The organism is Paenibacillus sp. FSL L8-0436 (assembly GCF_038593025.1).
In the GTDB taxonomy this organism is placed as follows: Bacteria; Bacillota; Bacilli; order Paenibacillales; family Paenibacillaceae; genus Paenibacillus_AQ.
This window is the reverse complement of sequence record NZ_CP151955.1, coordinates 3,967,505-3,989,953: the sequence shown is the minus strand read 5'-3', so window position 1 is coordinate 3,989,953 and position 22,449 is coordinate 3,967,505. Positions and strand designations below refer to the sequence as shown.

Sequence of the window (22,449 nt, the reverse complement as noted above, 5' to 3'; positions counted from 1 at the left end):
CCAAGTTGGGGTGAAGTCCTTTTTTATGCTCGAAATTCCTTTGTCTAGCAAGGACTTAGATTAATGCAAAATGCTCATTTAAAATATACTCATTATGCTCGGGAAATAGATTTCTAATATGCTCCACCATATACATATCTCTTCGGATACCAAACAATACTTACTTCTAAAATTAAGTCTAATATTTCATCCCCGCGTCTTTCACCTGTCCTTTTTGAAAATAAGTGCCGCTCAAACTAACGAATGCTAATGCTATCCGGTACAATAGGTCTTCATTTAACAACACTATTATTTTTCTCATATTTGAGTTGGTACGACTTTCGACAGTTTGCTGATAAAAGTCATTTTTTCAGTTAAGATGATTTCAGTATACTTTACATCACATAAATCTAACATGCTCCTTCTCACATAATGATTGGAGTTCTCTTGCTAAAATGGTGTTTAATCTCTTAGTAGTCTGACAAATCTCCGTTCGTACTATTCAATTCATCTAATTTCAGATAAAGTCCGCTGGAGTTCCAGAAGAAATCACTTTTCAATTAAAACGCCGACTTATGCGGAATCGTGGAATTTGGTTACCTAAGTCATGACTTCTCCACATGAGTTCAAGGAAGAAAAATTTGATGTGTTATTGAAAAAAGATTTGATGAAATTTATGAGAGCGTTTAGATAATCATTAAATCGGCAATAGGACTAAGTTCTTGTCCATTTTCGGTAAAGGGACCAAGTTCTTGTCCTGAGAAAAGGACAAGAACTTGGTCCCTTAAAACAGAAAACCCGCGCTGGGCGCGGGCTCTTATGGGAGTATGTTTTTGTCCACCGACACAAACAAACTGTCGGAATATTAAGTTCTCATTTTAAATACTTCAAAACAATAACGCACAAAGTCATACCCATATCGCTTCATTAAAGTTTTATCTTTTCCATCGCTGGTGTTCCTAATAATTTTTACTAATTGAGCATCCAAAGGACATTTCCTTTCAGCTGAATCAAAAGAGCTTGGGTCTTGTTTAACTTCAAAAAGGGTCACTCCTGATCATTAGTGAAACAAATTTAGTTGTATTACCCCAGTTTGAGTGCTCCATTACTGTTGCGTGTACTTCTGACAAGGCTCCACAGGCTTCTACTGATACTATCCGACGGTCCCGGGCGGTTGCAGTTCAGTGACACAATGGTGCTCGATTAGCTATCCGGAGACTGCAGGAGCAGACCGCGCGGCTCCTACGTCGAGCTGCAGGAAAAGCTTCAGCTCATGCTTCTGCCCATTCCTCAAAACCATAGTAATATGCTCTAAACAAAAAAACGCATTAAGTCCGTCCTATTTACTGTTAACATTTTATGTAAGTTTCTTCTGGATACACCCCGACCCGTGGTAAAACCCTTTCCACAAAATTCTCTTCCCAGAATTGTTTTTGTTCTAGACCACCTATATTAATTCCCGTAAATTGAGGATCTATAAATAAATCCTGCCCATTTATTAATTTGATATGTAAAACATCACATATCAGTGCATTTTCCATATTCTCTAAGTTAAAAAAAACTATACTATCCACGTGATTTTCTGCTAAAGGGTTGGTAAATATAACGTCACCAACCTTAGTTCTACTAGGAATCACATCTTCAATATCAGTTTCATATCTAAGAGAATCCACAATTGTAATATGGAGCTTCCCGTAACCATCTATTGCCTCAAACTGGATAAATTGGTCAGCAAACTCCAAAAATAAAAAATTCGTATTAGAAATGAATTCAGCAATTCCATTTTCCTCTATGTGTACAACACCAGTTAAATGAATCTCATCTATATTATTTCTTATTAGTTCTTTAATTTTCTCCAACATTTCTTAGACCTCCATTTTTATGGTATAAACATTATATTCAAATCCATTGCCTTACCTTGCTCAAGTAGTGTAAGCCATTCACCATTTGGGGATGATAATCGCGTTGCTCATACAAACCCATCGATTGGTTTACCCTAATGGTTTCATTGGCCCCCTGGGCAACATCCCATGCCAACTCCGTTTGAAGCTGCGCCGATTCTCGCTTGGCTTCTGCAGTAAGAATCTCATTTTCTCCGTATTGCTCAAACATTTTTTCCCACCAGACTTAGGTTTAGGGTTCTCTGTCTCTGGCTGTGGCTGCTGAGCGAGATAGCTCTCGTAATTGCCCCACCAGCGTTGCCTTAGGTCTGCGGGCACTTGATGATAGGTAAGATACATCGCCTTCGATTCTGCCAGCAGGTTTTGAACGAGCTCCAACGGGCCGCCCGAATGCGCTAACTGCCGCGCACTCGTAAACACGTTTCCCAGGATCCACTTGCTATAGTAGTCTTGCTTTCCCTGCTCAAGCTCGTACTGGCTGATCAACCCTTCCAGCGCCAGACTCGCCAAATATTTCAGCGGATGCAGACCCCCTCCAGCGGCTCCGCCCCCGGCTCGACTCGTTCCCGTGCTCCGGACAGGAATCGCTGCAGTGGCCTGCATAATCATACCTACTGCCTTGCCCGCAGGACCTCCGAAAGCGTTCAGGAAGACACCTGCAACCCGGGCCACTGCCGGAATCGCCCCTAACAGCTTGGACACCGTTCCCAGCAAGGCCTCCGCTTGTTGTTGCGCTGCCGGGCTTGTGATCTTCGCCGCAGGAGCCTCGGCCGGGCTGCTTGATGAAGCCTGGGCTGCGGCTTGGGCGGCCTCGTACGCCTGGATACTCATCAGCGGCGGCTCCGGTACAGGAGGGAGGTCGGCCACGAACACCGGGGCCTTCACCGTACCTTCCTGATCAATCACCGGGGCCTGGAGGATCATGCTGCTGGCGCCGCCTTGCAGATACATCACTGTGCGCACAAATGAATTGAATAAATTTTTGTAATGCTATTACATGAATTAAGTGTATTATTGGTTGAATAATGGGTTACTCCCCACCAAAAGGAAACCTTGAAAATACCTGAGCCTCTTCAAGATAATGTTGGTACTATTTAATCTCGTTTTCATAAATTTCGCTTAATAATTCATAAGTTTTGTATAATTCAGTTTCAAATTCTCTCACCTGAACAATATATTCTAAAATGTCATCTGTTTTTTTTACTGAGTTCAAATTCCTTATTAAAAAACGTGCACTACCTTTGTACTCTACTAAGAATATCTTCCAATCGTTGAAAATATCCAAGAGCGGACAGACGTTAAACCGAGCCCAAGACTCTTCGATAGAAATGCTGTCATATTGGTTAGAATCGCCATACAGGGCTTCATTGAGTCTATTGAAACACTCCTTAGCATCTAAATTAAATAGTTTTTCATTGGAACGATTGCTATTATCTTTAACCAAAGACTCAAGTGAAAATAATACATCTCGTAATGATGTACCCGACTCATAATCGCCAATACGAATTCCATTTATCCAATAGCAAAACTTACCGAACATCCAAAAACCACCATAGTCTGCATTAAGGTCAAACTGAATGGCAAATTTATTTGAATCCCCTATTAACATGATGGGCTACTCCTTTACTTTATTCCTAATTGTTGTCGAACAGACTTTGTTAATTTATCTTTTGTGATTTCTCCCGCAAAATGAACACCACGGGCAATGACGGTGTTCTTACCCGTCGATTCCACATAACTGTCCTGCATGTCTTCCGGGATGACACCTGTAAAATACAGCCGGGTGTGCTCGTTAATTTTTTTGGTCAAGGTAAGCAGCTCCAGATTGACCAGAGTATAGGGAGAGATTTGGATATGTTCGTAGCCCAGGCTCATAACGAGGCCACCTCTTTCTTAAGCGGAGAAGGGGAGAGAAGCGGAAGGATACGGAGCGATTGCACCAGATGTTCCGCTACAGGCAACCACGTCTGCATGCTGGACTCCATACAGTTGAAGGTGCCCATCATCACATGTCCTTCATGGATGAACAGCAGCATTTCATTGTACAGATTCTCGTCTACACCCGCTGCTACAAAGCGGATAATTCCGATGGACAGTCCGGAACGATTGGTGACCTGTTCGGTGCCTTTCCAATTACGAATCGGTTGTACAGACCGTAAGACATCGGTCATCTGCTCCGTAAACTCAGGGAGTTCATCCGCATCCAAGAGCGTATCTGCAGGACTTAAGGTGATATTAATCGTCTCTTCCAAAGAGGTGTAGATCACCTGGGGGCGATGCTCCGAAGGATATTTGAATTTGGCCTTCTCCAGCGGCATAAGACTAAAGGATTTCGGTACACTAACCTCAATATGCCCATCCAGAATCGTTCTTGGCTCTAACGTGATGTGCTCATTGCCGATTCGCAGCACCATGTTTTTTTCAGCAACGGGGTTGTCCTGCTCTGATTCAGATAATGGGAGTGGGGCCAATTTCGCTTGATCATTGTCAGGTGTCGCCTGGTCAATGACCATATTCCTGAGGCTAAGAATTTGCTCGTCCATATAGTTCATAGAGCTAGTCCCTTCTTCTTAAATGTATGAGGAAAAATAATCCAGCATATCTATATATCGGTTCAAGCTTGATTCAACATGAATTCTATGATGTAGTAATCTAATCTCGCACTATACATATAACTTCCTCCTTGCCGGTATGAACCGGTCTATTCAATATGATACTTGACGTATAACAAGTGCTTTATGAAGGCATTGATTCCTCGCATGTATGACATCCTTCGCACTTAGCAGCAAACATATCATGCAATTGTGTCAGGTCATCCAAGGTAATAGTACTATGTTCTTGTCCACCGACAAAAAAACAAACACAACTCCAGTGAGTTGTGTTCAATAAACTACGCTCATCATTTTGTCCATTAAGCGTAAAACTTCTTTGGTTGGAATGATGTAGTCACCTGCTTCAATTGGATCTGTCCCTATCTTTACATGAGGTGTCATACCGTGTGCCGAGTGAGGAATAGTTTTATTCTTTTACTTTTGTAAGTACACCATTTTTATTTTCGTATATTCTTTTTTCATTTTTTTCCATTTTACACACTATCTCTTCTTCCAAGTTAATTCCTAGAAGTTCCGAAAGCCCTATTAAGTAGAGTGCAACATCAGCCAATTCTTCACCCAAATCGTCTTTTTTTTTCAGATAAGCTTCGCAAGCTTCTGATAATTCGCCATATATAAAACAAAATTCTTTATAAATATCAGTAACATTAAATCCTTTCGCAATTTTATTCTGATAAACTCTTTTTTGTAACTGTAATAAATCAATCATTTTATTCACCTATCCTATATATAATTTTTATTTGCAATAGATAAGTCTTGGTAGAAAGCTTTTTTATATGTCGGGATTATGATTGATATTTCCGGCAATTCATATTCTCCTTTCATAAAATGAAATATAATACTTTTTATTGCAAATTAAATTCTTTGATGTAATTATATGGCTTTTATGAAAAACATTATATACTATAAAATCTCTGTTATATATGGCTCGAATTTCGGATAGGGGTTCAATATTTCGGAGATATCGGTTTATAATGCTGAGAGAACCTATGACTATTATCTCCAGCATTTTGGCAGCAACAGTCTGGACAACAACGGGCTACAGATCCGTTCCACGGTCCATTACTACACTTCATATAACATCGCCTTCTGGAATGGAGCTTTTAGATAATCATCAAATCGGCAATAGTGCCATGTTCTTGTACATTTGCCGAATACCCCCTTTCTAATGCATCTAATGCAAAAAAACAACCGATTATTTAGGGTTGTTTACAGTCGTTTAATTATGTTATTTACTGCAATTTGATTGGCGTTTAGTCATGTTTTTTACAAATGAATCTACGTAATCCTTTAAGGCATTGTTTTCTGGCCAATTCAATGCGATTCGCATTGGTGTATACGGTCTCATTTTTGATACTTATGTTCAGCTAAACCGAGCAATTAGAATAATACCAGCACCTCGAATTGCTAAAGCTACACTAAAGAACCCACACCTAGTGTGGGTTCTTTAAGGACACCATATTTGTGGTCTAGAAAACTTACACATTATTACATTATAAAGCGTTGGTTTCACCCATAGCTGTACTAGTACAATGACCAAGACAAATGTAAGGTTACTAGCGAGCATGTTGCTTAAAGTGATGCTGTCCGGTCTATTGAACTGTACATAAAATTTGATACGGTCAGGGTACTAGTATCATGATTCTTTATTACTGATGATCATATTGAATAATTCTTCTGCTACTGCATTTGGACCTTGTTGTCCATCAGGATTTTGCTCTGACCGTACATTTCCAGGATCGAACAATTCCACTGTTATATCATGTTCTTTTTCCTCAACAGCTAAAGTTTTCTCCCGAAACGGCTTAACACTTGATCGCGCAGTTTATTCATATCTTCTAGTCATGTAACAGCTGCTGGTATTATACAGGGTTGGCCGTTTGATTGATATTATCGCCGAAACTCCCTCCAGTTTCCCCTTCCGTCCACCTACCAGAACGACCATTGATCCCTCTTTTGCAAACAGTCGCTCCTAAATGACTCTGGCTGCAACCTTGCCGGTGACCTTGCCTTCTTTTAATTTTTTCAAATAGGATGGAATTTCTTCCATGGTTATCGTTGTGATTTGTGGAGGTACAATCTTTCCTTCTGCAAGCAATTTACCAAAATGATCGCCAATCCTTGCCAGATTGGATTGTGCATTAAAATCACCTTGTGTATGAGCAGCACCAAGTGCTATCTCGTGTAAAGACATCCCTTTGTCATAAAAACGGATTCGGCTAAAATCAGGGAATCCAGCCGTTACAACCATTTCGCCGCCGAAGGCAAGAATCTCAAGGTCTTTAGTCGCACTATCGGGACTTATCGTATTTAAAACGTAATCAACACCCCGGCCATTAGTCAGATTCAAGATTTCTTCATTTACACTTCCTTTAGTAAAATCAATTGCCTCATCCGCCCCTAGAACGCGTACATAGTCGATATCCTTTCCTAAGCAAGTAGTAATCACTTTCAATCCACACATTTTTGCTAATTGAATCGCATATCCCCCTACACCCCCTGCACCGCCATGAATCAATATGGTGCCACCGGATTGCGGTTTAAGTTTCTGCATTATCGCTTGATACGCCGTATATCCTGCTGCCGGAACTACCGCTGCCAGTTCGAAAGGTACTTCATCCGGCAGTTTGCTTGCAGTGTGAGCTGTAGTCACAGAGTATTCCGCAAATCCGCCATCGAGATTATTAATGCTGCGAAGATAGTACACGCGGTCTCCAATTTTAAAATTGTTCACGCTGCTGCCAACGGCATCTACAATTCCTGCAATTTCTAATCCCAGAACGCGTTTCTTCTCGGACTCCAGACCATCGTACTCAGCCACTTGGTAATCCGAAGGGTTCAATCCTGCTGCATAGACCTTCACTCTGATCTCATTATCTTTGGGTTCTGGTATTTCCCTATTTGTAACAACAGTAAGGCTGTCCAGTTCCCCTGGTTTTTCAAGAATTAGTGCTTTCATAAGATTTCCCCTCTCAAATTCAATTGACAAAATTCATTAAATAACATACATTCGAACTGACATTACAATTGTAACATCATATCAAACAGGGTCAATGCATGATAGAACGGGCTTAACAAAGAAGGGGGGATTGTAATGTCTGAGAAAGAAGTTACGGAGTTACAACGTATGGAAGGCCTCAGGTTATCAAATGAGGAATCTAATCGAATCACTAGATCAAGTATTGAAGCTGCTTTGGTACTGCTTATGAAGGATCAGGCTTTTGAGGATATAACGATTACAGGTATCGTTAAACGGGCCGGGGTGTCCCGCACTGCTTACTACCGGAATTACAACTCCAAAGAAGATATTCTACAGAGTACGATGAAGGAAATTGTAGATAAAATCGTTGCTGCGATGAATCTGCATCATCCAATTAGAAACTCTTATGATTATTGGCTTGCTTTATTTCAAACTTTAGAACAACATATCGACTGCTTACAAATTATCCTGAAAGTTAACATGGCAGATACTATACTTAGCGAAATGCAAGACGCACAATTGATTAGATCAAAAGAAGTATCCTTACTTACGAACTACGCTGCTTACTTTTGGAGCGGTGCCATTTACAGTGTAGCTGCAAGTTGGATTAGAAGCGGTGCGAAGCAATCCGCTGAAGAAATGGCAATGCTCTGCTATAAAATAATAGAAGCGGTAAATGGTGATTGTTGACAACGTAAATCTTATTACAGATTGTAATTTCAATCCAAGATCATATCAGAATAGTTTTTATGTGAACGCCCTATCGTATATACTTAGTAAAACGTTGGAATAAGGGGATATTTATGAGCGAACCTAAGAAAGGAAAGTTCTACTACGAACGTGGAACGGATGAACTACGGGAGAAAGGCTTGCGTGTCCAGAAGCTTATTAAGGCTTTCAATGACTGCGACCCTGAGGATGGGAAAGAGAAAGAAAGATTGATTCGAGAGTTGTTTGGAAGCGCTGGTGAAGGAATAAGCATCGAGCATAATTTTCATTGTGACATAGGTTATAACATTCATGTGGGACGCAACTTCTATGCTGGCTATAACTGCACCATATTGGATATGGCTGAAGTTCACATTGGCGACGATTGCATGTTTGCACCGAACGTCGGAATCTATACAGCTGGTCATTCAATTGAACCGAAGGACCGAAATAAAAGTGGGTACGGCATACCGATTACGATTGGCAACAATGTCTGGATTGGTGGGCACTGCGCCATTTTGCCAGGAGTGAAAATTGGTGACAATTCTATTGTTGCGGCGGGCTCAGTAGTAACAAAAGATGTACCTGCAAATACGATTGTTGCAGGTAATCCAGCCAAGTTATTGAAGCATATTGCAGAGGAAGAAAATTAGTTCACTTCCACGTGGCTTTGAACTAACAGAAACGTTATTTCAACAAACAGCGGCAGTCTATAACTTTATTTTCTAGTTCAAGGCTGCCGCCGTTGGAAATATTGGGGGCGAGATCCGTTCCGCAGATTCCTGTCATTTCAAATTTTTTCGTCTCCTTTTGTTCGTAAAAGAGTGTAACTGCAACGCAAAAAAAAATCGCGCAGCGCGCGATTTATGATGGTATCAGACTGTTAATCTGTTGAGTTTATTCCTCCAGTAAAATCCCTTATTTTTTCAGAGATTTCTTTTGGATGGGAACGATACAGATAATGTCCCGCGTCCAATAAGACCATTTCTCCATGTACAGAGTTCTGGATCTGCTTCTCATGTTCCGGAATCCATCGGTCCGTCGCAGGGTGATTCGCCTGAAGAAAGAAAAGGACAGGTAAATTGGCAGGAAAAGTAAGCTTTTCTGCTGCTTTAAAGTTGGAATACATGCTCACTGCCTCATTTAATTGAGTTGTATTATACATGTTTTTGCGTATCAAGATGTCCAATTGTTCTTTAGCCGCTTTATCATAAGGCAGTCCTTCATAAGGGTCAGCACTCAGTTTCAATTGTAACCGGGCAAAGCCCAGGTTGCGGAACCATTTAACCGGTTCTGTATCAGACGAATCAATTTTCTGTTCGCTTAGTGATGGAACACTGCTGTCCAGCCCGATAAAGGCTTTCACTTCATTTGGATATTGGTTCACATAATCCAGACTATAGAGCCCGGAAATGGAGTGAGCAATAAGGGTGTAACGATCGATCCGGAGACTTTGTAACGCTTCATGAATTTCACTTACTATGTTGGCTGAACTGCGCTCCTTCCGGGATTGATCGCTCAATCCGTAACCAAAAGGTTCGATCACGACGACTTTATAATAAGGGCTTAACTCCGATAGGAGTGGCTTAAAATCAAGTGCAGGCGCCGCTGTTCCATAACCGGGAAGAAGCACTACGGTTTCTTCGCCTTCGCCTTGGATGAAAACATTCATATGCTTACCATCTACAGACACAAGCTGACCATACTGTTCCATTCTTTTTTGTTCTGAATGACTGCTGATTTTGTTTACGGTAAACACGATGGCGATAAAAAGTAGTATAGCTATAACCACTGCGGCGATTACTTTTAATGAAATATGCAGCACTCTTTTTACTATTGAACGCTTCCTTACTTCCTCTCCTGCTGGTTGTGTCAAACTCTCTCTCTCCCTACTCTTATTATTTGAAAGGTTGTATTTGCTTCATGTAAGCTTTGAATGCCCCGGCGATTTCTTTGAATTTCGTATGATGCAGGTAATGTGAGCCTTCCATCGGGATCATTTTTCCCTGTGCCGATTGTTTGACTTGTGCCTCATGCAGCGGAACCCACTGCTCATTGTTCTCGTTATTCGACTGGACGAAGAGAAGCACCGGCAAATCGTTAGGGTAGGTAAGTTGTTCTCCATTTTTGAAATTGGTACCGAGATGTCTGAGCTCATTCATCATTGTTGGATTGGTCGCGACTTGATTCGAAATGAGACGCATTTGTTCTTTAGTATACTCATCGAAGGCAAGTGACTCATATGGATCTTCGCTCACCTTTTGGAGCAATCTCATCAGACCTGATTTTTGCAGAAACTGCATGGATTTCAGAGGCGATTTGACATCCATGCCGGTCTGATTCGGAACACTGCTGTCGATGCCGACAAAAGCAAGAACCTCATCCGGGTAGCTGTTCACGTAGGACACTCCGTATAGTCCAGTGATGGAATGTCCCATAAGAACGTAACGGTCAATACCCAACTGCTGCACAGCTTCGTGAACTTCACTGACGATATTCTCTGTTGTTCTTACCTTCTCAGTTTCGTCGCTCAACCCGTATCCGAACGGCTCAATCGCTACGACTTTGTATTCGGGAGACAATTCATCGATCAGCAATTTGAAATCAAGCACTGGCGACGGAGTTCCTTGTCCAGGAAGAAGGACGATTGTCTGTTCGCCGCTGCCTTGAATAAACACATTCATTTTTTTACCATCCACATTGACATACTGGCCGTACGGTTCGATTTTCTTTTTCTCGACCCCGTTACTGATCACATTAACGATAAACAAGATGCCCATGAACAGCACAAGCGCCCCGAGAAGACCTCCTATTATTTTCAACCATAGTTTCTGTTTTTTGCGGATTCTGTTCCCTGTCTTGATTTCCACCATTCCTGTCACGTTCATCTTCTCCTGTCTTTATATCTGTAGAGCCGCGCTAGCGACATATTCAAAGTGTAATCAACCAAGATGTCCCCTTCGTGACGGCAATATGAACGGAGTATGAACAGGCACAGAAAGAACGTTATCATGACAGCCAAAACTGTGAAACCCTTCTCATGTCCTGCATAGTAATGAACCGAAATATATAACTAATACTAGCTTTGGAATTACAAATTAAATACTTCGAGTACTACTTTACTCACCCAATATAATAAATACTCTCTTCTATTTGCTTTACAAGCAGATAAAAGAGAGTATTTTTGTTCCTAAGCTATTCCCGCTCAATTTTCTCAAGAACATCCCGTAGGATTCATTGATGGAATAAACTTACGCATCTCGTTTACGGTAAAATACAATAGCTGCTGTAAAAAAGATCAGTGTCCATAACATTGAAATACCTGTCCCTTGCATGGGTGTAAGGATATTTATCTCATCAGAGGAAGGCGGCATATACATATAATATCCTGCTGTATCCGGAAAATAATTTTTAATACTAGGGAGAAAATCTCTCGACAATGGACTGACAATGAAATAATAACCAAGCAGTACCACTAAAGCAGGAGTGGTTCTTCTTAATAAAGCACCTATAGCTGCACTGAGAAGTGTGGTTAAGGTTAGATAGCCTGTTGCACCTGCTAATGTTATTATCATTGTGTCTATTTCAATCACTACGGCTTTGTCTCTCATCATAATAAAAGTATATAGTACACCTGATGCAGCAATAATAAACGCAGCAGGAATAGTTATAATTGCCAATGCCAAATGCTTCGTGGATAATTGGAACCCACGCCAAGGTATCGTAGTTAAAGTAGTTCGAATCTGTCCACCTGTATACTCCGAACAAGTAGCTAATATACCAAGAATAATGAAGCCTGCTTGAAGATATCCCATAGAAGCAAGACCTGTAGTCAGTATATTTTGCGTTCCTGCTGCCCCTTGTAGACCAACAGAAGTAAAAGCTGCGGCTAAAACTAAACTAAGAATAAATGTACCCATAAGAGTGCGCCATATCAATGGTAATGTAACTAATTTATCCAGTTCAGCACCAAGGATTTGTGTTATCTTTCTACTAGATGAGACACTCATGAGGCAACGTCCCTCCTATGGAATACAATAGCTGCAACAATGAAAATAACGGCTACCCAGGCAAACATGACTACACCGCCTGTGAACGGGGTGTGAAATCTGTCGCTCGTAAACATAAACATTTCAGCGCCGGCCCTATCTGGTAAGTAAAACGCCAACTTTGTAACCTTAGAAAGCAGGACACTAAATGATACAACGGAAGAATTTATTATGAGCACAGCAAGCGGGATGATGCCATTCTTAGTTAGCAAAGTAATCCCAAGTGCTAAAAGAGCAGTGAATGTCCAGTAACAAACTGCACCGATAAGTTTAGACCATTCAAATGCAGGAGCATATTCACCAAGAATAAGATGCGTTGCTGATACAGTTGTCATAATAGCAACAATACATAACAGTATGCTGATCACTGTCACAGCGCCTGCTTTTGCCAGCAAAAAAAGAAATCGGGATGAAACAACAGTTAAACTTGTTGTAATCTGTTGTCCTCCACCAGATTCACTGCTCTCTGTCAAATACTCACTGCTGACAGCAAGCACACCAAGAATAATGACACCTTGCACACCAAGAGCTAAGCCAATATATCCAACTTCCGATAGCCGTGTGCTAACTCCAGCTATAATCGCATCTTTTTCTGCTATACTGTCCAAGGCAGCAATGACCGCTGGGGCAAATGCTCCAAGAAGAAAGGCAAGCCAAATGCCCGGCAGGGAGAACAATTTAGATAGTTCCGCGTTGAATGCTCTCATACAACCTCACCTGCATTTTCAGATGTCAGGGCAAAAAAGGCTTCCTCCAGCGTGGAATGGTTACCTATTACTTCTTCCAATGTTCCATCTGCAACGATTGTTCCATGCTTAATAATCACCACATCATCAACAGTCTCTGCAAGTTCTCCCATTAGATGACTGGACAGTAACACCGTGTTTCCAGACTCAGCACGTTCACGTAAAAATGTCCGAATCCAACGAATTCCTTCTGGGTCGAGCCCGTTTACGGGTTCATCTAAAATCAATATTTGTGGATCACCAAGTAATGCAGCAGCCATTCCAAGTCTTCTTCCCATACCAAGGGAATAACTTCCAACTCTTTTGCCAGCCGCATTAGTAAGACCCACTATTTCCAGAACTTCCTCGACACGTGAGCGGGACAATCCTGCGGCACGGGCAATCCAACGCAAATGTGCCCGTCCTGTTCGCATACGATGAGCTCCAAATCCATCAAGTGCGGCACCTACGGTTGCTAGAGGATTATGTAATTCTGCGAATGGCTTTCCATTAATTAGCGCACTCCCTGAGGTGGCACGGTCTAATCCAAGCAGGATGCGAAGTGTAGAGCTTTTACCTGCCCCATTTGGACCTAAAAAACCAGTTACTCTGCCTGGTCTAGCTTTAAAACTAATACCTGATAAGATTTCCCCAGTTCCGCGATGTTTGACTAAGTTATCAACTGTAAGCAACCATAACACTTCCTTTCTGTTATGGTTCTAATTATAAAGAAGCAAAGTTACATCCCGGTGATCATGCTGTTTAATTCTGGGTTACCTTTAGGTTAAGCTCTACCTATAACCACTCTTGTGCCATTTTCATTTGATGTAAAGTCAGCTTTCAGCTTCATTTTTTTCAACATATAATTTGAAGCCGATAAACCAATTCCCGCCCCACGCCCATAGGAAGAGTTATCCATACCTGGACCTCTGTCTGCAACAAGGATCTGTTCTTTTTCTACATCTACCATAATGTGTACATATTTCCCCTCTGCTGCGTGGCGAAGAATATTCTGAAATAAATTGTCCAGAACCCGTGTCATCCATTTAGGATCTGCTTTCCAATAAAAAGTCTCCTCTGCCGGTAAATCAACATCAACCTGAATTTCTTTTTCTTCAAATACAGGATACCACGCAGCAACAGATGCTCTTACTAAACGTCCAATATCTGTTGAAATGGGCCCAAAAGGATGTTTCCCTGATGTAAGCAATGTATAGGAAAGTAAATCATCCATTAGATCTCCGACTCTTGTAATCGTATAGTTCATCTCTGTTAATGAGTTTTGTCCTTCTAAACTTATTGCTTCTTTATTTAATCTGGTGATATGTCCTCTCAAAATAGTAAGTGGCGTTCGTAAGTCGTGAGATAAATTCGCAATGAGCCGATGTCGTAATAATTCCTCTTCATATTCTCGCTTGCGGCTGTCTTCAAGCTGCTGAATCATCCAATTAAAAGAACTTCCTAACTGGTCTATTTCATCCATACGATCTCTTTGAACAGATATTGGTTTAGGAAATGAATTATTATTAGCTGAAAATGACATGACTTCCTGTAAGCGGGTGAGACGTTTACGAAGCCTCAAGAAGAAAATCCAAGATATTACAACAAATGCTACAATAATAAAACCAAACAATAGCAGTACAACGTAAAAATAATTTAACTTATTCAGCTCTTCTTCATTAAAAGGAGACTCAATAAACGCAGATAAGAAAATAAGTACAATCGGAGGAAAAAAGATAAATAGAAAATGTCCTTTTAGAAAACGACGAAATAATGATTTAGTCTGTTTCATAGTTTCACCCGATAACCTATTCCCTTCAACGTTTCAATAATCTCTGGGGAATCCGGATGACGTTCCAACTTTTGGCGCAGTCGATGGATATGTACCATTAATGTTTTATCACCTGTTATAAAAGCTTCTTCCCAAACGGCTTCATAGATTTGTTCTTTTGGTAACACTTGATTAGGGTGGCGTAAGAAGTACATTAAAATTTGATGTTGTTTCCCTGTCAATATAATTTCTTCTCCTGTGATTTTGTCAAATACCATTTGGACTTCTGGATCTACTTCAATATCATTCCCTAATGAAATGCGTTCGGAATGTGTTCCGCCACTTCGACGGATTAATACTTCTAATCTTGCAACTAATTCATCCGTATGGAATGGTTTCGTTAAATAGTCATCAGCAAATTGTAAACCTTCTACCTTATCATCTATCGATGTTCGGGCAGTTAACAGCAAAATAGGAACAGCAGGAGCTGCCTTTTTTAATCGTTTCCCCACAGTAAATCCGTCTAAACCGGGCAACATGATATCCAAAATAACGATTTCATGCTGATTTACATCTTTTTCGGCTCCATCACCAGAAAGCAGCCACTGAACTGAAAATCCTCGCTGCTCCAATTCTTCTTTTACCCAACTGCCTATTTTCTCATTATCTTCAATATATAATATGTTTCTTTTCAAGTAACATCCCGCTCTCTAAATTGAGTTCACTTTTAGACAGAATAACACAATAAGACATGATATTTAACATAGTTTGAGCATGCTCACAGTCACATCGGGAAAGACTTAACTGTGTTAAGTTATAGCTAATTACTCCATAGGAGTTTTTAATGATATCTACAATTTGTGAAAGAGGTGCCTAATTGAAACTTCCAACAATCCAATTCGGACATATTAAATCCAGAGTTCCTGTTATTCAAGGTGGAATGGGCGTAGGCATATCCTTAAGTGGACTAGCCGCTGCTGTAGCCAATGCAGGCGGGATCGGCACCATCTCTGGTACAGGGATCACTGCTGATGAGCTGAGAATGCATATTCGCAAAACAAGAGAACTCTCTAAAGGGAGTGGCTATATCGGTGTGAATGTACTATTCGCAGTAAAGGATTTTGCCGAAAAAATGAAGGTTGCTTTGGAAGAAAAGGTTGACTTTATTATTTCTGGAGCCGGAATTTCTAGAGATATTTATGCTTGGGGTAAAGAATATGGTACTCCTGTGGTAACTATTGTTTCATCCGCCAAATTAGCCAGAATTTCCGAAAGACTTGGTGCCTCCGCAGTCGTTGTGGAAGGGTTCGAAGCTGGGGGCCATTTAGGTACAGACAGATCCATGTTTGATATCCTTCCTGAAGTCTTAGAGGCCGTTTCGATTCCGGTTATTGCTGCGGGTGGGATTCTGACAGGGGATGATATCGCAAAAGCCCTTCGGATTGGCGCATCTGGTGTTCAAATGGGTACCCGTTTTGTGGCTAGCCATGAGTGTGATGCTCCCTTAGCCTTCAAGCAAAAGTATGTAGATGCTCAGCAAGGAGATACTGTCCTCATCAAGTCTACAGTGGGTCTAGAAGGTAGAGCGATTCGGAATGAATTTACGGACCGGATCAGTGATAATGCCAAATTAAAGATAGTCAAATGCTATGATTGTCTAAAGGTTTGTTCACATCGCTTCTGTACAATGGAGTCCTTGCTTACTTCCCTTAGAGGAGATGTTAAGAACGGTTTGGTTTTTGCTGGGTCCAGAGTCCATGAGATTAAAGAGATTTTGTCCGTACAGCAGATTATCGACAATTTAATGAATGAGTATCAAGGGGCATTGAACCCGACAACTTAAGGTTGTTATAAGATATAAAAGCACGATTAACCACTTAAGCTTGGGATTTCCGGGCCTAAGTGGTTTTTTATTTCGCGAGATATCCTCGCCTGGCTCGGGTTCTAATGGGACTATGTTCTTGTCTTCTCATGGTTCAAGTGGGAATGAGCTTTTGAAAGTTTATCAGTAGCCCACTCAATATTGAAAAATGTAACAATAGTTTACTCGATACAACCATTATCTAGCGCATCCAAGGTTTCATCACTAATATCTAGCGGTTCCTGTTCATCCCAAGCAACATCTTCAATTATAATAGAAATACCATTTATATATATATATCCTTCCCTTCTATAGAAAAAGCCACCTCTTTCATATAGCTTTATTGCTGGTTCAAACAAATCCTTGTTATCCATAGCAATTGGATTTTTTTCATCAATAAGAGCGCATAATTCAAGATAACTCGTAACGAGAGCCCTATGGTAAGAATTATTTATTTCATTCACTATTTCAATCATCTCAATGTTTTCTTGTGGCTCAGTGATCGAATTTGAAATCATAATAAAAGGAGGTACACAAGTACCTGAATAATCTCTTAAAAATTTGGTTGCTCTTCTTAAGTACTCTCGACACAAATAACTTTGTGACATAGTTTCCTGTTCTCCAAGAATGCTCCAATCTATTGTGGAAATACGTTTAATTGCCTGATTTAAATATCCCACATTTATTCTCCTTTTTCTTTTTCTAGTTGTTTTTCTATCTTACCTTGTTCTTTAAGATTATAGCTAAACGCCCCATCAAACTCACCTTTAGGTTGAGGATCAGCTGCGTCGTGTGCTCCTGGAGGATCAAAACCAAAGGAATTCGAGTCAGGAAGGTGGCGGATCAATCTTTTTCTTTTCTGATTTCGTTACTTTACCCGTACCCTCAGTTTTTGATTGCTCTCTTTCTTTTCTTTCATGTTCTTCTCTATCCTTTGGCTTTGATTTACCCGTCTCCTCAACCGACTGTGACGAACCCTCCGCTTTTGGTTTTCCCACTGTCCTGGCGTCATCTGCCCCTGCAAGACTCTTGCTCTTTGCTAGGTCATCCATCAAACCGTCATCTTTAACCACCATTTCATGGGGCAGGTTTGTTTTAAGTCTAGTAGCGATGTCCGGTTCGTTCGTCAACGCCTTCAAAGCATCATCCAGCGCCGCAATATTCTTGCGGTTCGCTATTTTATCCGCTGCCTTATACAAGCCGTGCTTGAGCAGGCCCCCTCCCCGAATTTTTTCATGAATTTCGGGCTTAATTAGAGGGCAGGTGGCTAGCCTTATACGTTCCCTGCCTGTTATATGTTAACTGCTCGTCAGCAGAGTTCTTTCTTCGCTGTAACAATCGCTGAAAGGTCCAATTAAGTTGCGGACGATATGGAAAAACCTTCGTTTTAGCCGTCCTACTCTTAATAGTGGCGGTATCTACCTTAAAAGATGCAATTTATTGCTACATTTCATCCTCCCTATCAGGGCGGTGTATTCTACAGTTGTGAGTAAATTTGAAAAAAAACGTAAGAAAACGAAGATAACAAAAAACAGGTCAATTACGGTGGTATCTGACCATAATCAACCTGTTTGATGTAACGGAAAAGCGTTATTTAAATTATAAATTTAAAGCATTTGATGTGCGTACAACCGATATGGGAAAATCTTTATACGGGTATTACATGGGTTAGATGTGTTATTAGTTAAATATGGGTTCAATCGGCACTGGGTGGGGTATTTTTTTAATAGCCACCACTTATATAATTGTATTTTTTAGCATATAGTGATGGACAAAAAAGAAACCACAACACGGCGGATAGCTCGCATTGTGGCGTTGTTGATTGTGGTGAAAGATATTATATGAAATATTTTACAATATTTACTTATTCTAAACATCTTTATCTATCTCATCTAGATAACTATCACTAATATCCTCTGGTTCAAACAAACTAGACTCCAAAGATACAAATCGCGAACAAGTTAATCCCCCAATAATCAACAGTCCTTTATCGTATTGTATTCTGCCCCCTCTTTCAAATAGCTTTATTATGGGTAAATATAGCTCCTGAAACTGAACAGCGATCGGCACACCCTCCCCTATCAAATAAGCCCATTCCAAATAATGTATACACACTTCTCTGACAAAAATACCTTTTACATTTTGGAGTGATTCCGTACATTCATCTAATATATTTTTAGGTAATTGCATATCGATTAATTCCATAGCACTAAATACTATTATTCTCATCGAATCTTTGTGAAAATAATCATAGAATAATGAGCTTCTTCTCAGGTGCTCAGACAACAACACAACATATGACGGTCTCTTAAACTCAATATGGCTCCAATCAATATTTCGAATAATGCATTTAGCTTCTTCAAAAACCTTATTCATCTTTTCCCTCCATATTATCTAAAAACTTTCTTATTTTTTTACTAATATCTCCCAATTGGTCGTACTCGATCTCTGGAAAGTCACCTGGTTGAGGAGGTGCTAAATCATGGGCACCAGGAGGGTCTCCATCTGAGGGTTTACCATTCTTAAATGACTCAATTTTACGGATAGGCATTCCTTCTTGCATCAGTTTGCTTTCTGCTAATTCGTGATCGGCTAGTTCTCTAAACCATGCCTTTTCAGCAGGTGATAGTTCAGTACTTAATGCTTTTCCCCATCCATATGCTACGTTAATATCTGGTGTAAAATAACCTTCATAATAATACTTACCATTTTCATCAATTAAATTAGCATGCTTAGTTAAAAACAAATGCTTTTTCATTGCAGTAACTTCATCTAAACTTAATCCAGTGTTTTTTGAAATAGTTTCTAGTTCTTTCTTGTCTAAACCTGTTAATCTCATTCTATCATAAATATTTATAGCTATTTCTTCACCCTTAAATGCAGGAATAAATACATTGGGTTCGCCTCTTGGTTCAATAGGTTTTATAGGAGGAGCTTTACCCGTCCCCTTGTTCAACATCTCAAGAAGCTCCTTTTCTTTCTGTAAATACTTATCGAAATTGGAGGCTTCACGAGCTTTTTTACTTTCTTCAATGTTTCTTAGTATTCTCTCTCTATCATAAGGTGGCGGATCAATCTTTTTCTTTATTGTTTTCGTTACTTGACCCGTCTCCTCAACTGACCGCGACGAACCCACCGCTTTTGGTTTTCCCACTGTCTTGGCATCATCTGCCCCTGCAAGACTCTTGTTCTTTGCTATGTCATCCATCAAACCGCCATCATTAACCACCATTTCCTGGGGCAGGTTTGTTTTAAGTTTAGCAGCGGTGTCCGCTTCGTTCGTCAACGCCTTCAAAGCATCATCCAGCGCCGCAATATTCTTGCGGTTCGCTATTTTATCCGCAGCCTTATACAACCCGTGCTTGAGCAGGCTGGCCAGGCTCACAAAGGCGATGCCAATCCCCAGTCCATCCAGCAGTGACTGGTCCATGCCGAGGAAGGTCGGATTCGTATAGGCGTTTCCGTTCTTGAGATCGTTCAACTTCTCCACGTTGATCACGATCACACCTACGCTAAAGGCGATGTCTGCAGCCGCCAAGAGATATAACGATCCTCCGGCTGTCGGAATCGCCGAGATGATCGCCACCACGCCGAATAAGAGGTTGAACTCCGCGACCAGCATTTGGGGGTCTAGGATTAATACCTGGAATGTATATCGAGATAAGTATACTGTTTTCTCCATTTTTTTGCTCAGATAATCCGGTTTCTGCGGCACGACATTCTGCAGCAGCCAGTCATCTAGCGCGGGTTCCAGCACAGGCTTCATCTGGTTCACCAATTGACGGATTCCCGTTGCATCCAGCAGTTGCTCCATTACTCCCGGCTGCTTGCTTTGCTGAGGTGCGCTTGCGGCCAGTTCTGGCTGTGCTGGTATCATCGCCTCGATCTCCGCTCGCGATTTACCTTCCTTTCTGCCTTGCTCTATGATCCTCTCCGCACTTTGATTCCAGGCATGAACCGCTGTCCGGTTCCGGTCCTCCACCTCATAGAGCTGCTGGTTCTTCTCCAGCTCCGCTTGTTTTTCTTCCTCGCCCTGCTTCTCCGGCTCGCTGGCGGGCGGCTGGCCATACATTTTCTTATAGGCGCTCTGCTGTTCTTCCGCCGCCTTCCCGCTCATCCAGCTTCGTGCCGCTTCCTGGGTACCCGGATTGCCGCTCGCATCAGCCGCCACTTTGGAGCGGATATCGGCTCTTTGTCCTTCTGTTAATTGCGTGGCCGCACCTAATTTAAGGCTTAAATCTATTTCTTGCATCATGATTTCACCTTTGGCCAGCTCGTCAATATACAGCTCCTTCAGCTCGGCATCCGTCAGCAGCTCCATGTAATCCACTTCGACTTTCTGGAAGTCGATCTTGCTGCTATGGATGCCTACCCGCTTCTCGCTGACGACCATATAATGGGCGGCGTTCGTTTGCAGCGTAATCTGCTGGGTTGCCCGCATCTGGATGGATTCCAGTATACTCTTTCCGTCCCCGCTTCCCAGCTCCATCCGATTGCTCGCTACCAGCAATAGATCCTCGCTGGCATTAACGGTGATGTTCCCGCCATCCAAATGCAGGCTGACCGTCCCTTTCTGGAACAGGACGCCGTCGTCTCCCAGCTGCATCCTCGCTTCGCCCGGCATCTCGAACACCTTCGTCGTCGGCTTCTGGAACACTGTCCGGCTCTTCATCTCCTCGCTCCCGCCGCGAACCGAGTTAATCGCTATCGCCTTCTTCTCTACCCCGCTTGGAAAATACACCTTGATCCGCGCACCTTTCTCCGGCAGACAGTGAAAGATATTGTTCCCTTCCCCAGAGTACGGAAACCACCAGTTCCCTTGTGCGTCATGACCGGCATCGATGTCCAGGTGCACCTTCACCATATTGTTCGCCCGTTTCACAACACGGCCTTCAAGGGATACCCCTTGAATCGCCTCATTGCGCCGCGACTTTCTTCGCAGTGTCTGGCGTTTCACCAGCACATATTCATACTGCAGCAGCCCGGATTCATAGCTGATCACCGATTCGGAGACGACCCACATCTGATTCTTAAAAAGAACATCGTCTCCGACCTGGCAATATTGACCGCTGACAACCCGGTAACGGACAAAATCCCCCTCGTGGAGCTGATCCGCTTCCGTTCCTTCCGCATGCGTCTTCAGCTCTTCATAGGCGGCCCGGTCCTTTATGACCGTATAATGCTTGGACTTCAGCTCCTCTCCCCAGGACAGGTCCGGCACGCCGAAATAGACGCGCGGTGCATCCAGTGTGACATCCGGCAAGATCACTGTCCCTACCCGGGAAGCCAGCCTTTTCATAAACTGCCAGTCAGTTTCACCGTATTGAACCATTAAGGTGCCCAAGGAGTCCTGCTTGCCCGTCGCCATATTGTGCGCATCCCCTCCGGGATAGTTCGCAGCAAGCTTCGCGATGGCTTCCGAATAAGTCAGATGTTTATTCTGGTACGACCGGTTCTTCGGCTCCATATCCATCGCATAGCTGCGTGAGAGCGCCTCGATTTGCACATGCGGAATCCCGTCTTCCATTTGGATATCTACATTCGTAATGCCGCCGGCGAACCAGCTCTCCACCCGCGGCTTGGCCGGTTTGCGGAAGACAAGGCTGTCCTCGAAGCTGCTTCTCAGCAAGCAGGCTTCCGCTTCTTCTTCCGTCATGACCGCCGTAAACGTGCACCGCGCATGTGTATTAAATTTCCGTTCAATCCGGAAACTGCGGATCGCTTTTAGCTCATAAGGCCACTGCAGCTCGTAGCCATCCCCTTGATACTCTGCTCCCATGCCCTCACCATCACCTCTCTTCTTTATCTCGCGGAGAACTCAGGCGGCGCCGGGTCCATTCCATTCGTGAGCAACCGGATTTGA

Annotated in this window: 21 protein-coding genes and 2 pseudogenes; 4 read left to right on the top strand and 19 right to left on the bottom strand. The window is 42.1% G+C overall.

The window, feature by feature from the left end:
- Positions 1-1,328: 1,328 nt before the first annotated feature.
- The 6 genes and pseudogenes from NSS79_RS18115 to NSS79_RS18090 all read right to left on the bottom strand — a co-directional run bounded on the left by NSS79_RS18115 (position 1,329) and on the right by NSS79_RS18090 (position 5,201).
- Positions 1,329-1,841 carry a hypothetical protein gene (locus tag NSS79_RS18115; RefSeq protein ID WP_342435568.1) on the bottom strand — a complete coding sequence of 171 codons (513 nt, stop codon included), beginning with the start codon at positions 1,839-1,841 and terminating at the stop codon, positions 1,329-1,331.
- A 315-nt stretch (positions 1,842-2,156) separates the two neighbouring features.
- A pseudogene (locus NSS79_RS18110) lies at positions 2,157-2,837 on the bottom strand (hypothetical protein); the annotation flags it as partial.
- 133 nt (positions 2,838-2,970) lie between these two features.
- Positions 2,971-3,489, bottom strand: coding sequence for an immunity 42 family protein (locus NSS79_RS18105; protein ID WP_342435567.1), 519 nt, complete (start codon positions 3,487-3,489; stop codon positions 2,971-2,973).
- 14 nt (positions 3,490-3,503) lie between these two features.
- Complete coding sequence (locus tag NSS79_RS18100) at positions 3,504-3,755, bottom strand: hypothetical protein (RefSeq protein WP_342440497.1); 252 nt, start codon at positions 3,753-3,755, stop codon at positions 3,504-3,506.
- Positions 3,752-4,432: a hypothetical protein gene (locus NSS79_RS18095; protein WP_342435566.1), complete on the bottom strand. Its 681-nt coding sequence runs from the start codon at positions 4,430-4,432 to the stop codon at positions 3,752-3,754. The genes NSS79_RS18100 and NSS79_RS18095 overlap by 4 nt, the downstream gene beginning before the upstream one ends.
- 466 nt (positions 4,433-4,898) lie before the next feature.
- Entirely contained in the window at positions 4,899-5,201 is a 303-nt protein-coding gene (locus NSS79_RS18090; protein ID WP_340898080.1) for a MazG-like family protein, read from the bottom strand.
- A 261-nt stretch (positions 5,202-5,462) separates the two neighbouring features.
- Between NSS79_RS18090 and NSS79_RS18085 the strand changes: the two are divergent.
- Positions 5,463-5,594: pseudogene (locus tag NSS79_RS18085) on the top strand (hypothetical protein); the annotation flags it as partial.
- Between the two features lie 870 nt (positions 5,595-6,464).
- Here the strand turns inward: NSS79_RS18085 and NSS79_RS18080 are convergent.
- Positions 6,465-7,451 (bottom strand): zinc-binding dehydrogenase, encoded by a 987-nt coding sequence (locus NSS79_RS18080; RefSeq protein WP_340898081.1) that lies wholly within the window; start codon positions 7,449-7,451, stop codon positions 6,465-6,467.
- 135 nt (positions 7,452-7,586) lie between these two features.
- Here NSS79_RS18080 and NSS79_RS18075 point away from each other — a divergent pair, with 135 nt between their 5' ends.
- The gene (locus NSS79_RS18075; protein WP_340898082.1) at positions 7,587-8,162 is read left to right on the top strand and encodes a TetR/AcrR family transcriptional regulator; all 576 of its coding nucleotides are present in this window, start codon (positions 7,587-7,589) and stop codon (positions 8,160-8,162) included.
- Positions 8,163-8,275: 113 nt separating this feature from the next.
- Positions 8,276-8,833 carry a sugar O-acetyltransferase gene (locus tag NSS79_RS18070; protein WP_340898084.1) on the top strand — a complete coding sequence of 186 codons (558 nt, stop codon included), beginning with the start codon at positions 8,276-8,278 and terminating at the stop codon, positions 8,831-8,833.
- A 230-nt stretch (positions 8,834-9,063) separates the two neighbouring features.
- On the opposite strand, the gene NSS79_RS18065 is transcribed toward NSS79_RS18070, so the two are convergent.
- The 7 genes from NSS79_RS18065 to NSS79_RS18035 all read right to left on the bottom strand — a co-directional run bounded on the left by NSS79_RS18065 (position 9,064) and on the right by NSS79_RS18035 (position 15,420).
- Positions 9,064-10,056, bottom strand: coding sequence for an alpha/beta hydrolase (locus tag NSS79_RS18065; protein ID WP_340898085.1), 993 nt, complete (start codon positions 10,054-10,056; stop codon positions 9,064-9,066).
- A gap of 22 nt (positions 10,057-10,078) precedes the next feature.
- Complete coding sequence (locus NSS79_RS18060; protein ID WP_342435565.1) at positions 10,079-11,062, bottom strand: alpha/beta hydrolase; 984 nt, start codon at positions 11,060-11,062, stop codon at positions 10,079-10,081.
- A gap of 369 nt (positions 11,063-11,431) precedes the next feature.
- On the bottom strand, positions 11,432-12,190 hold the full coding sequence (locus NSS79_RS18055; RefSeq protein ID WP_342435564.1) for an ABC transporter permease: 759 nt from the start codon (positions 12,188-12,190) through the stop codon (positions 11,432-11,434).
- Positions 12,187-12,936 (bottom strand): ABC transporter permease, encoded by a 750-nt coding sequence (locus NSS79_RS18050; RefSeq protein WP_342435563.1) that lies wholly within the window; start codon positions 12,934-12,936, stop codon positions 12,187-12,189. The genes NSS79_RS18055 and NSS79_RS18050 overlap by 4 nt, the downstream gene beginning before the upstream one ends.
- Positions 12,933-13,646 carry an ATP-binding cassette domain-containing protein gene (locus NSS79_RS18045; RefSeq protein WP_342435562.1) on the bottom strand — a complete coding sequence of 238 codons (714 nt, stop codon included), beginning with the start codon at positions 13,644-13,646 and terminating at the stop codon, positions 12,933-12,935. The genes NSS79_RS18050 and NSS79_RS18045 overlap by 4 nt, the downstream gene beginning before the upstream one ends.
- Before the next feature lie 92 nt (positions 13,647-13,738).
- The gene (locus NSS79_RS18040; protein ID WP_340898090.1) at positions 13,739-14,746 is read right to left on the bottom strand and encodes a HAMP domain-containing sensor histidine kinase; all 1,008 of its coding nucleotides are present in this window, start codon (positions 14,744-14,746) and stop codon (positions 13,739-13,741) included.
- Positions 14,743-15,420 (bottom strand): response regulator transcription factor, encoded by a 678-nt coding sequence (locus NSS79_RS18035; protein WP_342435561.1) that lies wholly within the window; start codon positions 15,418-15,420, stop codon positions 14,743-14,745. The genes NSS79_RS18040 and NSS79_RS18035 overlap by 4 nt, the downstream gene beginning before the upstream one ends.
- A 182-nt stretch (positions 15,421-15,602) precedes the next feature.
- Between NSS79_RS18035 and NSS79_RS18030 the strand changes: the two genes are divergently transcribed.
- Positions 15,603-16,568, top strand: a complete 966-nt coding sequence (locus NSS79_RS18030; RefSeq protein ID WP_342435560.1) for a nitronate monooxygenase — start codon at positions 15,603-15,605, stop codon at positions 16,566-16,568.
- Between the two features lie 200 nt (positions 16,569-16,768).
- Here the strand turns inward: NSS79_RS18030 and NSS79_RS18025 are convergent, their stop codons facing one another.
- The 5 genes from NSS79_RS18025 to NSS79_RS18005 all read right to left on the bottom strand — a co-directional run bounded on the left by NSS79_RS18025 (position 16,769) and on the right by NSS79_RS18005 (position 22,365).
- Positions 16,769-17,266 carry a hypothetical protein gene (locus NSS79_RS18025; RefSeq protein ID WP_342435559.1) on the bottom strand — a complete coding sequence of 166 codons (498 nt, stop codon included), beginning with the start codon at positions 17,264-17,266 and terminating at the stop codon, positions 16,769-16,771.
- 2 nt (positions 17,267-17,268) lie between these two features.
- Positions 17,269-17,433 (bottom strand): hypothetical protein, encoded by a 165-nt coding sequence (locus NSS79_RS18020; protein ID WP_179091748.1) that lies wholly within the window; start codon positions 17,431-17,433, stop codon positions 17,269-17,271.
- A complete protein-coding gene (locus NSS79_RS18015) occupies positions 17,414-17,785 on the bottom strand; it encodes a hypothetical protein (RefSeq protein WP_342435558.1) in 372 nt (123 codons plus the stop codon). The genes NSS79_RS18020 and NSS79_RS18015 overlap by 20 nt, the downstream gene beginning before the upstream one ends.
- Positions 17,786-18,455: 670 nt before the next feature.
- Positions 18,456-18,962, bottom strand: coding sequence for a hypothetical protein (locus NSS79_RS18010; protein WP_342435557.1), 507 nt, complete (start codon positions 18,960-18,962; stop codon positions 18,456-18,458).
- Positions 18,955-22,365 carry a hypothetical protein gene (locus NSS79_RS18005; RefSeq protein ID WP_342435556.1) on the bottom strand — a complete coding sequence of 1,137 codons (3,411 nt, stop codon included), beginning with the start codon at positions 22,363-22,365 and terminating at the stop codon, positions 18,955-18,957. Before NSS79_RS18005 ends, NSS79_RS18010 begins: the two co-directional genes overlap by 8 nt.
- Positions 22,366-22,449 lie beyond the last annotated feature (84 nt).